General features: G+C 41.1%; 10 protein-coding genes. 8 read left to right on the forward strand and 2 right to left on the reverse strand.

What is annotated here, in order from left to right; genetic code table 11:
• The first annotated feature begins 350 nt into the window (after nt 1-350).
• The 5 genes from E0H87_RS12450 (at nt 351) to E0H87_RS12470 (ending at nt 4,553) form a co-directional block, all read left to right on the forward strand.
• Nucleotides 351-1,244 carry a LysR family transcriptional regulator gene (locus tag E0H87_RS12450; RefSeq protein WP_131323895.1) on the forward strand — a complete coding sequence of 298 codons (894 nt, stop codon included), beginning with the start codon at nt 351-353 and terminating at the stop codon, nt 1,242-1,244.
• A gap of 208 nt (nt 1,245-1,452) precedes the next feature.
• Nucleotides 1,453-2,154 carry a CoA transferase subunit A gene (locus E0H87_RS12455; protein ID WP_131323896.1) on the forward strand — a complete coding sequence of 234 codons (702 nt, stop codon included), beginning with the start codon at nt 1,453-1,455 and terminating at the stop codon, nt 2,152-2,154.
• A 2-nt stretch (nt 2,155-2,156) separates the two neighbouring features.
• Nucleotides 2,157-2,813: a CoA transferase subunit B gene (locus E0H87_RS12460; RefSeq protein ID WP_131323897.1), complete on the forward strand. Its 657-nt coding sequence runs from the start codon at nt 2,157-2,159 to the stop codon at nt 2,811-2,813.
• Between the two features lie 84 nt (nt 2,814-2,897).
• A complete protein-coding gene (locus E0H87_RS12465) occupies nt 2,898-4,079 on the forward strand; it encodes a thiolase family protein (RefSeq protein WP_131323898.1) in 1,182 nt (393 codons plus the stop codon).
• An 84-nt stretch (nt 4,080-4,163) separates the two neighbouring features.
• A complete protein-coding gene (locus tag E0H87_RS12470; RefSeq protein ID WP_131323899.1) occupies nt 4,164-4,553 on the forward strand; it encodes a carboxymuconolactone decarboxylase family protein in 390 nt (129 codons plus the stop codon).
• Between the two features lie 56 nt (nt 4,554-4,609).
• Here E0H87_RS12470 and E0H87_RS16265 read toward each other — a convergent pair whose 3' ends face one another.
• Nucleotides 4,610-4,735 (reverse strand): KGW motif small protein, encoded by a 126-nt coding sequence (locus E0H87_RS16265; RefSeq protein WP_264757392.1) that lies wholly within the window; start codon nt 4,733-4,735, stop codon nt 4,610-4,612.
• Nucleotides 4,736-4,924: 189 nt separating this feature from the next.
• Here E0H87_RS16265 and E0H87_RS12475 point away from each other — a divergent pair, with 189 nt between their 5' ends.
• Complete coding sequence (locus E0H87_RS12475) at nt 4,925-5,803, forward strand: alpha/beta hydrolase (protein WP_131323900.1); 879 nt, start codon at nt 4,925-4,927, stop codon at nt 5,801-5,803.
• An 83-nt stretch (nt 5,804-5,886) separates the two neighbouring features.
• On the opposite strand, the gene purL is transcribed toward E0H87_RS12475, so the two are convergent.
• Nucleotides 5,887-9,720 carry a phosphoribosylformylglycinamidine synthase gene (purL, locus tag E0H87_RS12480; RefSeq protein ID WP_131323901.1) on the reverse strand — a complete coding sequence of 1,278 codons (3,834 nt, stop codon included), beginning with the start codon at nt 9,718-9,720 and terminating at the stop codon, nt 5,887-5,889.
• Between the two features lie 412 nt (nt 9,721-10,132).
• Between purL and E0H87_RS12485 the strand changes: the two genes are divergently transcribed.
• Together E0H87_RS12485 and ruvA are read left to right on the forward strand one after the other, a co-directional pair.
• Entirely contained in the window at nt 10,133-11,470 is a 1,338-nt protein-coding gene (locus E0H87_RS12485) for a deoxyguanosinetriphosphate triphosphohydrolase (protein ID WP_131323902.1), read from the forward strand.
• Between the two features lie 109 nt (nt 11,471-11,579).
• Nucleotides 11,580-12,182: a Holliday junction branch migration protein RuvA gene (ruvA, locus tag E0H87_RS12490; RefSeq protein ID WP_131323903.1), complete on the forward strand. Its 603-nt coding sequence runs from the start codon at nt 11,580-11,582 to the stop codon at nt 12,180-12,182.
• Nucleotides 12,183-12,253 lie beyond the last annotated feature (71 nt).

Here is a 12,253-nt window from a genome sequence, read left to right on the forward strand (position 1 = left end):
ATCAATTTTAATATTTAAAAAATAACACCAAAAATCCAAAAGACAACATTTAAATATTATAAATAATATAATTATTTTTATAATATAAATATTATCAATTACTTACATATAAAAATAAAACAAAATACAATATATTTAAAAATATGATTAATTATTTTAAAAAACTCATCAATCAATTTATTATAATTAAAGTTTAAAGGTTAATAATATTTAAAATTATTATAATAAAATAAATTTTAAATAAATCTAATCATTTGTAACTTCATTGTTTTTTTGCATTTCATGTGAAAAAAGCTCAAAATCAATCCAGACCTCATATTTCGCTTAGCCCTCGCGGTACACACCTACTTATGACTTTAAAACAACTAAAAGCCTTCTTGGCTCTCGCTCGCAGTTTGAACTATGCTAATGCATCGAATGAACTTCACCTCAGCCAATCTGCTTTAAGCCTCACCATCAAAACCCTAGAAGAAGAACTGGGTGGAAAATTATTTAAGCGAAACACCCGTCGAGTAGAATTGACCTTTGAGGGAAAATCCCTAATTCCTTATGCCAAAAAACTATTGGCCAATTGGGAAGATATGGAAAAAGATGTGAAACAACGTTTTAAATTACAACGTGGGACACTCAATATTGCCTCTATGCCTTTTGTCACACATGCCATCATGCCAAACGTGATTCAACATTTTTTAAACTTACATCCCAATATTAATTTTTCCATTCATGACATTACCAATGAAAAAATTATTGAAAATGTACTCGATGGTATTTTTGAACTGGGTATCTGTTTTGAGCCACAACAGATGGATATACTTGAATTTTTACCGCTATTTAATGAAGATTTTCTGGCGTTATTACCCAAAGCACATCCTTTGGCACATGCAGATTCCATTACATGGAAAGAACTCTGTGCCAATCCTTTCGTCACCTTGCAACAGCCCTCGATTGTGCGCTATCTGATTGAAGAGAATTGCAAAAATAATAATATTCAATTGGACTTAAAAGTAGAGTGTCATCAAATTAGTTCATTATCGAGTTTTGTTGCGCTCGGCATTGGGGTCAGTGTAATTCCACGCCATTTTCAACAATTTATTGATACTGAAAAAAATGTGCTGATTGAATTGCAAGATCAGGATCTCATTAAACCAGTTGGAATTATTTATAAAAAGAATTTTGAGATTTCTAACATCACAGCACAATTCATCGAAACCTTAAAACAATACAATTATAAAAATCACATATAAATCAATAAAATAAATCAAATTAATTTTTTCTCCTCACCGCCTTATTTAATTTGAGTACAGGATTCAGCTTTTTTATGCTGAATTTTGTCTATTTTTCGCCCTATTATTGAGTTTTTCTGATTAACTGTTTGAAAATTTCAACTTCATTCTACGCATGAGCAATGCTAATAATGAGTGCATACAAACTAAGGGATTTAGAGAAGTTGATATGAATAAGCTCTATTCAAATGCAACACTTGCTTTGCAAGATGTCGTGCAAAATGGACAAACGATTGCTGTAGGTGGTTTTGGTTTATGTGGTATTCCAGAAGCCCTGATTGAAGCGCTCAAACAAACTGGGGTTAACGAACTTACTTGTATTTCCAACAATGCAGGTGTCGATGATTTCGGTTTAGGCAAACTCTTACAAACCAAACAAATTAAAAAAATGATTTCATCTTACGTCGGTGAAAATAAAGAATTTGAACGTCAATATTTGAATGGCGAACTCGAAGTTGAACTTACCCCTCAGGGTACGCTTGCTGAAAAATTACGTGCAGGTGGCGCAGGTATTCCTGCTTTCTTTACCCAAACAGGTGTCGGTACACTCATTGCCGAAGGTAAAGAACATCGCGAGTTTGATGGCAAACCTTATATTCTCGAAAACTCATTAACAGCAGATGTTGCCTTAGTCAAAGCCTACAAAGCAGATAAAGCAGGTAATTTGATCTTCCGTAAAACTGCGCGTAACTTTAATCCAGAATGCGCAATGGCAGGTAAATTTACCGTAGTTGAAGTCGAGCATGTGGTTGAAATTGGTGAGCTCGATCCCGATGACATCCATTTACCCGGCATCTATGTCAACCGCATTATTTTAAATGCCACCCCAAAAAAACGCATCGAACAACTTACCGTTAAGCAGGAGGCTTAATCATGGCTTGGACACGCAATGAAATGGCTGCACGTGCTGCGCTAGAACTCGAAGATGGATTTTATGTGAATCTAGGTATTGGTTTACCCACACTAGTCGCAAACTATATTCCAGAAAATATCAATGTATGGTTACAGTCTGAAAATGGTTTATTGGGGATTGGTGAATTCCCCACTCACGAAACGGTTGATGCCGACCTGATTAATGCAGGTAAACAAACTGTCACTGCACGTAAAGGCGCAGCATTTTTCTCAAGCTCTGAATCTTTTGCCATGATCCGTGGTGGTCATGTCAACATCGCCATTTTAGGTGCCATGGAAGTTTCGGAACAAGGCGATCTTGCCAACTGGATGATTCCAGGTAAAAAAGTCAAAGGCATGGGCGGTGCAATGGACTTGGTTGCAGGCGTACAAAAAGTCGTTGTACTAATGGAACACTGTGCCAAAGATGGCAGCCCTAAGATAGTGGGACAATGTAGCCTACCACTGACGGGTCAAGGTGTAGTCAATCGTATCATCAGTGATTTGGGCGTGCTGGATATTACCCCTCAAGGTGTGAAACTGATTGAGCTAGCAAAAGATGTCAGCTTAGAACAAATTCAAGCGGTCACAGGCGTACAATTGATTGTCGATGATATTCAAGAAACTGTAAGCGCATAAATCAGATTTATTCAAGCAGCTTCGGCTGCTTGAATTTTTAAATAAAAACGAATGGAACATAGAAATTCATACACGGAGATAAACATGAATAAAGACATCGTCATTGTTGCTGGTAGTCGTACTGCAATGGGAAGTTTCCAAGGCGCATTATCGAGTCTTTCAGCTCCAGAACTTGGCGCAGCCGTTATTCAAGAGACTTTAAACCGCGCAAACGTAGCCGCTCAAGATATTGATGAAGTGATTATGGGCTGCGTTCTGCCTGCAGGCTTAAAACAAGCTCCAGCTCGTCAAGCCATGCGTCTTGCTGGCGTACCCGACCATGTTGGTGCAACCACCATTAATAAAATTTGTGGTTCTGGCATGAAAGCTGTCATGCAAGCGGCTGATGCTATTTGCGCAGGTAATGCAGAAATTGTCATGGCGGGGGGTATGGAATCCATGAGTAATGCACCTTACTTACTACCGAAAGCACGTTCAGGTTACCGAATGGGACATGGTGAAATTAAAGACCACATGTTCCAAGAAGGTCTAGAAGATGCAGAAACTGGACTTTCAATGGGGGTTCTGGCACAAAAAATGGCCAATAAAAAAGGCTACACTCGTGAACAACAAGATGCGTTTGCAATTCGCTCTTTAACCCGTGCACAAGCGGCCATTCAAAATGGTTTTTTACAAGCAGAAATTGCACCCGTGACTGTATCGAGCCGCAAAGGCGAAGTGGTTGTGGCACAGGACGAAAATCCGCTTAATGCCAATATTGATAAAATTCCGAACCTACGTCCTGCCTTTGCCAAAGATGGCACCATCACCGCAGCCAACTCAAGTTCCATTTCAGATGGTGCATCTGCCATGTTAGTGATGTCTGCTGAACAAGCGGCGACACGTGGTCTAACCCCACTGGCACATATTCGTGCTACAGCAACCAACTCACAGCACCCTTCAGAATTTACCATTGCACCTGTGGCTGCAATTGAAAAAGTCCTGAAAAAAGCGGGTTGGTCTGTAGAAGATGTGGATTTATGGGAAATTAATGAAGCGTTTGCTATGGTGACTATGGCAGCGATTGATGCTTTCAATCTTGACCCTGAAAAAGTTAACGTAAACGGAGGGGCATGCGCATTGGGTCATCCCTTGGGTTCTTCAGGCTCCCGCATTATTTTAACGTTAATCTATGCATTAAAACGTTTAGGTAAAACCAAAGGTGTAGCTGCACTCTGTATTGGTGGTGGTGAGGCAACCGCAATTGCCGTAGAACTTGTCGCTTAACTGTCAAGTTTTGAAAAAATCATACAGATCAAAGTGATAAAAGGTTAAACTTTTATCACTTTTTAATGAAGAAGAGCGATACCGATGTCTCAGCAAGATTATGAAAATGGATTAAAAGTACGCACCGAAGTAATGGGCGCAAGTTTTGTCAAACGAGCCCAAGACAATACCGTCCCTTTTACCCAGCCGTTACAAGATTGGATTAATGAACATGCTTGGGGCTCAACTTGGCAGCGTGAAGGTGTTTTACCGCGTAAATATCGCTCGCTGATTACGCTTGCCTTTTTAACCGCACTCAAAAGCCCGACAGAACTAAAAGGACATGTTCGTGGTGCACTCAACAATGGTGCAACAGTTGAAGAAATTCAGGAAGTGTTACTACACAGCTTGCCTTATTGTGGTGCTCCTGCTACGCAAGAAGCCTTCCGTGCAGCTTTAGAAGTGATTACCGAATACCAAAATAACAACGCATAATTTATAAACCATTTAGAGCCATCTCTTCTGGCTCTAAATGCTGAATTTAAAGCATGTTATAAATTTTGCACAACAATATAACCAAGCATGAAAAATAATTGTAAACCAATGACGATGGAAAACCATTTCCAGCCCTTTTGTTGAAGCACGATCTTATTCGGATATGTTGCTGTTTTTATCATTTGCTATCTCCAACACTATTATCGTTTTAATAAACTGCATATTTCGATTATTTATTAAGCAAATTTTACACCAACTTTTTAGAGCTTCACACAATTAAGATTTTTCGAACCTTATCCTGATGATTTTAAAGTCGTACAACTGCGTCTACAGCAGTGTAAAATATAAACAAGAAAAAAAATGGGATAACAATGAAACGTATAGCACCCCTAATCACTTTCTGCCTGCTCGTATTCTTTAATACACAGACTAGCTATGCTAACTTTTTTCAAAATCTTGAAATTTTTCGGCCAAAAAATACAATACGTAATATTGCTTATGGGCCAGATACCTTACAAAAACTAGATGTCTATCTGCCGAAATCCAACCATTCAAACCTAAAAAATCAAAAACTTGCACCTATTTTAATGATTGTACATGGTGGAGCATGGCGTATTGGAGATAAGTCTCATCAAGGTTTGATTCGACCTAAAGCAGCCTATTGGAATCAGCGAGGTTGGGTGGTCATTTCAGTGAATTATCGCCTCGTCCCTAAAGTTACGGTGCAACAGCAAACTCAAGATATTGCTGATGCCCTCAGCTATGTACAAAAAAATGCCTCACATTGGCAGGCTGATAATCACAAAATCGTGATTATGGGGCATTCCGCAGGTGCACATCTGGTGACCCTACTTTCGACACATCCAGATTGGATCAGCAACTTCCCTCAACCTTGGAAAGCAACGATTGCCTTAGATAGTGCGGTCTATGATTTAGAAACACTAATGTCTAGACCACATGCTCAATTTTATGATCGTGTTTTTGGAGCTTCTAAAGAGAACTGGCGTTTAGTTTCCCCTAAAGTTCAATTAAAACATTCACTACCAGCTTTTTTGGCAGTCTGCTCTACCATTCGTCCTGATCAGCCTTGTATACAGGCACATTCATTTATTGAACAAGCCAAAGCTTTAGGCACAACCACAGCCTATTTGCCTCTGCCCTTGTCGCATGCCGAAATTAATCGAAACTTGGGACAGAATAACGACTATACCCGTCAAGTTAATCAATTTATGCAGCAGCATTTAAAGTAAGTTAAATGAAACCACCTGAATATCAGGTTTCCTTTGTCCACATAAAAAAGCCACCCGAAGGTGGCTTTTCAATTTATTTTGGATTAACCAATAAACTTACGTGCGTTACGGAACATACGTAACCATGCACCATCTTCAGTCCACTCTTCAGGTTTCCAAGAATGCTGTATCGCACGGAAATTACGCTCTGGATGCGGCATCATAATGGTTGCACGACCATCTTTAGAGGTTACACCTGTAATCGCTTCTGGAGAACCATTCGGGTTCAATGGATAGTGCTGAGTTGGGTTACCGTGACTATCGACATAACGTAAAGTCACTTGGTTGCCCGTATTTAACGCAGCCAATTGATCCGCAGTTGCAACAACACGACCTTCACCATGTGCTACTGCAATCGGAAGAATCGAACCTTCCATACCTTCAAGCAATACAGAATGTGACTTTTCAATACGAACGTTCACTGCACGTGCTTCAAACACTTCTGAAGTGTTGCGATGGAAACGTGGCCAAGCATCTGCGCCAGGAATTAACGGTGCAAGTTGTGACATCATTTGACAACCGTTACACACACCTAAAGTAAATGTTTCTTGACGGTTAAAGAATTTCTCAAATTGATCACGTAAGCGCGGGTTAAACAACACTGATTTTGCCCAGCCACCGCCAGCACCCATGACATCTCCGTAAGAGAAACCGCCACAAGCCACTAAACCTTCGAAGTCATTTAAATCCACTCGACCTGCAAGCAAATCGCTCATGTGCACATCGACTGTGTTAAAGCCGACTTTGTCAAATGCAGCTGCCATTTCAGTTTGGCCATTTACACCTTGTTCACGCAAAATCACCATGCTTGGACGGCGTAAATTAATAAACGGCGCTTCAACTGGTTCATTCAAATCAAAAGTAGGCTGTGCGATGATGCCCTGATGCGCGTTATCTGCAATTAAGGCAAATTCTTGATCGGCAGTTTCAGAGTTATCACGTAAACGTTGGATTTGATGAGATACTTCAGCCCAAGCTTGCTGTAAATCAACACGTGCCAAAGTTAAACCGTTTACAGTTAACTGATCTGTGTTATTGACTGAACCTACAACCGAAATCGCATCTTTTAAGCTTGATGCTGCAACTTCTTCTGCAAGAGTCGCCCAGTCAGAAGTACTAATTTGAAGCACTGCACCAATTTCTTCAGCGAATAAGCCTGCTGTAGACTGATCTTCTAGTGCGACACCTAAACGTGAAGCAAACATCATTTCCGCAACAGTTGCCAATAAACCACCATCACCAATGTCATGGTAAGCTTGAATTAAGCCACGGTTGTTCCAGTCTTGCACCAAATCAAAGAACGCTTTGAAATCAGCAAAACTATCGACATCTGGCGTGATTGAACCAATTGCTTTATACACTTGCGCAAGGATCGAACCACCTAAACGGAATTGACCTTTAGACAAATCAATACGGACTAAAACTGAATCTGTATTTTTTAACTCAGGCGTTAATGTTTTACGTACATCATTCACAGGTGCAAATGCGGTAATCACGCCACTCATCGGAGAAGTTACAGCCTTGTCCTGACCTTCGTCATTCCAAGTCGTCCGCATCGAAAGTGAGTCTTTACCAACAGGAATTGCAATACCTAAAGCAGGACACATTTCCATACCAATGGCTTTCACACCTTCAAATAAGGCTTGGTCTTCACCTTTTTGCCCTGCTGCTGCCATCCAGTTTGCAGACAACTTAATGTCGCTGATCTGTTCGATGTTGGCACACATGATGTTTGAAATTGATTCCGCAACTGCTAAACGTGCAGATGCCGCAGGGTTTAACAATGCCACAGGTGGACGTTCACCCATTGCCATCGCTTCGCCTGTGTAACCTTGTAAGCTCGTGGTTGTTACTGCTGCGTCTGCAACAGGCACTTGCCAACGACCTACGAGCTGATCACGCGCAACCATACCCGTAATCGAGCGGTCACCGATCGTGATTAGGAATGATTTAGAGGCAACTGTTGGATTCTTTAACACACGGAAAATCGCGTCTTTCAAGTCCACTTGAGCAGCATCAAAATCATCGCCTTTACGCTCGATGGTTTCGTATGAACGGCTCATGCGTGGAGTACCGCCAAGCATGACTTGCATTGGCATATCCACGGCTTTGTTCTCGAACAATGGATCGTTTACAGTCAATTGACGTGCTTCAGTCGCTTCACCCAATACCGCAAATGGGCAGCGTTCACGCGCACAAATTGACTCAAACAGCGCTAAAGATTCTGGTTTGATCGCGAGTACATAACGTTCTTGCGCTTCGTTTGACCAAATCTCCATTGGAGACATGCCTGATTCAAGCGAAGGAATCTTACGAAGATCTAAAATAGCACCGAGTTCGTGGTCATTAACTAACTCAGGCATGGCATTGGAAATACCACCCGCGCCCACGTCATGTACAGACACAATCGGGTTTTCATTTTCCATGCGCCAGCAAGTATCAATCACTTCTTGGCAACGGCGTTCCATTTCTGGGTTTTCACGTTGTACCGAAGCGAAGTCTAGGCTTTCACCCATCGTACCGCTGTCTACAGATGATGCAGCACCACCACCAAGACCGATCAGCATCGCTGGACCGCCTAAAACGATCAGTAAATCGCCCGGTTGGATCGCATCTTTTTCGACATGGTCAGGACGAATATTACCGTAACCACCTGCAATCATGATTGGCTTATGGAAGCCTTTCACTTCACCATTGACGTTCTGTTCGAAAGTACGGAAATAACCATTTAATGCAGGACGACCAAATTCGTTGTTAAACGCCGCACCACCCAATGGACCTTCAATCATGATTTGAAGTGGAGATGCCATACGCGATGGTTTACCGTAGTTTTCTTCCCACGGTTGTTCAAATCCTGGGATGTTCAAGTTCGATACAGTAAAGCCTGTTAAGCCTGCTTTTGGCTTACCACCACGACCTGTCGCACCTTCATCACGGATTTCACCGCCCGAACCTGTTGCTGCGCCTGCAAATGGTGCAATCGCTGTCGGGTGGTTGTGGGTTTCCACCTTCATCAGGATGTGCGCGGCTTGGCTCTTATACTTATACGTATAGTGACCGGTGTCTTCGTCTTTTTTCGGGTAGAAACGTTGTGTGTCATAACCCACAATCACCGATGCGTTATCTTTATAGGCAGATAAAACGTCAGTTGGTGATTCTTTATAAGTATTTTTAATCATTTGGAATAATGATAATGGTTGTACTTCACCATCAATCGTCCACTCAGAACCGAAAATCTTATGACGGCAGTGCTCTGAGTTTGCTTGAGCAAACATCATCAGTTCGATGTCATGCGGATTACGACCAAGCTTATTAAAAGCAGCCGTTAAATAATCAATTTCTTCATCAGACAAAGCAAAACCAAATTCTGAATTGGCTTGTACCAGTGCCTGTTTACCTTCACCCAAAATATCAATTGAATTTAAAGGTTTTGGTGCAGTTTCTTGAAATAATGCTACAGCATCATCAATACTGCTGAATACGCTCTCAGTCATGCGGTCGTGTAACGCCAGCTTTACTTCATTCGATACTTCAGAAATACCTTTTAAAGTAAACAAAACACCGCGTTCAAGGCGGTGTATCGGGGTATTACAGTTGGCAAAAATATCCGTCGCTTTAGAAGACCACGGTGAAATTGTACCGACACGAGGCGTCACCAAAATTTGGACTTCATCATTCGCGGCTTGGCGAATTTGGAAGACTTCGCCTTCATTTAATAATTGTAAAGCAGATTGCTGCTGTTGCTCGTTGAGCGCTTGGTCAAACAGATAGACCCATTGGCTTTCTATTGATTGAACAGAACTAATTGACGATAGACGTGATAATAGTTGTGTTTGCTTAAAAGAAGAATGTGCTGGTGCACCGGCCACGATAAACATGCTGATTTTGGCTCCACGGGCAAGTCTTTTGAACTTTACCGCAATGTGACTTTGAAGAGAGCACATATTCTACTGTGAAAAGGTCAAATCAGCTAGATGGATAACCCTGATTATGTAACCTAATCCTGCAAGAATTTCACTTACAACCACTTTATTACACTTTTTTAGATAAAATGACTTAAAAATAAATAACTAGATTGACTACTAAAGCTGAAATAGTGTGATTTTTTTCATAGAAAAGATTGGCTGATGCTCAAAATACAATCAAAATCCCTCTACACCCCTCGATCTTTCAACTGAAACCGCAACTCCAGTTTATTTACATTCCAACCGACAAATCGTGTCGCACTGCTCTAGTGCAACCCAACATTTTTTGGCATGATTTAAACAATCCTTCTATGAAACATAATACATGGAACAAATGCGTTGGTTAGAACTGCTTTCCACAGTTCGCATTGGTCGTAAAAAACAAAGTACAGAACAAGCACGAAGCCCTTTTCATAAAGATTATGATCGCATTATTTTTTCGCAAAGTTTTAGACAGCTCAATCGTAAAACCCAAGTCCACCCCCTAACGCAACATGATGGTATCCATACGCGCCTTACACATTCACTTGAAGTCTCTTGTATAGGTCGCTCTCTCGGCATGCTCGCAGCTGAGAAAATAAAAGACGAACTCCCCGTCTGGATTTCTCCTGCCGATGTTGGCGCTATTATTCAAGCGGCTTGTTTGGCACACGACATTGGGAATCCCCCTTTTGGGCATGCAGGAGAATATGCCATTCGAGAGTGGTTTGATGATGCCTCTCATGGTAATTTTTTGGCAAAACTTACCCCAGAAGAAGAAGCTGATGTACGTCAATTCGAAGGTAATGCACAAGGTTTACGGCTACTGACCAAAATTGACTATCATCCCAATGATGGTGGCATGCGTTTAACCTATGCCACTTTAGGTGCATACTTAAAATATCCTTGGTTGTCCAAAACTATTGCCGAACAAGGCAATACTCCTGCCAGCATGCGTGCCAAATTTGGCTGTTATCAGTCTGAAAAAGAAATCTTGGGGCAAATTGCAGAGCAACTTGGTCTAATCCAGTTGGCAAAGGATCGTTATTGCCGTCATCCCCTGACCTATTTATTAGAAGCCGCAGACGATATTTGCTATGCTCTGATTGATTTAGAAGATGGCATTATTTTAAATATGCTCAGCTATGAAGAAGTCGAACCCATTTTTCTCGATTTAATTGCAGACTATGGCAAACCTTCTGAACTTTCGATGGATACGACTTGGCAGCAAAAAATTGCAGCATTGCGTGGTCGGGTGATGAAACGTCTGGTGGATGAGGTCACAACCGCCTTTGCCAAACATCATTATGAAATTCTGACTGGGCAGCTCAAAGGTAGCCTATTACAATACTGTGCCGAAGATATCGAGTTAGGAATTAACCGTGCTAAAGAACTGGCGCGCGATAAAATTTTTGAACATCCACAAAAAGCGGGATTAGAAATTATTGCACATCAAAGTTTGCAGAATATTCTAGATGCCTTCATTCCGCTTACGACGCCACATAAAACATTAAGTTTTAAGGAGCAACGCCTGTTTACTATTTTACAACGTTCAGGTGCGCGTTTTGGCAACAATCATTATGAAAATATTATGCAAGTACTGGATATTATTTCAAAATTTTCAGATCATCAAGCCTATAATCTTTCACAAGAATTGCAAGGCAATAAGTCTGGTTTGATGTAACCCATATTAAAGATAAACATGCTTTTAACATGACTTTTAAATAAGTAAGCTTAAAAGCACAACTGTCCTACTGGCAACCGTATACACCTAAAATAGTGAAGCTTTAAAAATGATTGGATGTTTAATTGGCGAAGTGTTTGCCCTCGAAGCCCCGACCGTACTGCTCAATGTCAACGGCGTTGGCTATGAGATTGACACGCCTTTATCGACATTTTGCCAATTACAAAAAGGACAAAAAGTCACGTTGTGGACGCATTTGGCAGTTCGTGAAGATGCACAATTATTGTATGGTTTTTTACATCAGCAAGAAAAACTCATCTTCCGTACACTGTTAAAAGTGAATGGTGTCGGCCCCAAAATGGCTTTGGGGATTCTTTCGACTTTAAGCGTAGATATGCTGATTCATACTGTTGAACATGAAGATGTGAATACACTGGTTAAAGTCCCTGGTGTGGGTAAAAAGACTGCTGAACGCCTAATGATTGAATTACGTGACCGTTTTAAAGCCATGTCTACAGGTACAGTTCCAAGCAACTCAACGACAGAACAAATCCAATTTACAGGGAATTCAGCCGTTGCCGAAGCAGAAGCTGCCTTACAATCATTAGGCTACAAACCCCTAGAAGCACAGAAATTGGTGAATGCGGCGAAAGGTGAGTTTACGGAAGCCAGCGACATTATTCGTGCTGCACTCAAGTCGATGAATAAATAAGTACTCAATTCAAAGTCGTATTTGATACGCGCGAACGTCATTCGCAACTGTTCGAGGCAGGAAACATATGC

The organism is Acinetobacter sp. ANC 4178 (assembly GCF_004331175.1).
In the GTDB taxonomy this organism is placed as follows: domain Bacteria; phylum Pseudomonadota; class Gammaproteobacteria; order Pseudomonadales; family Moraxellaceae; genus Acinetobacter.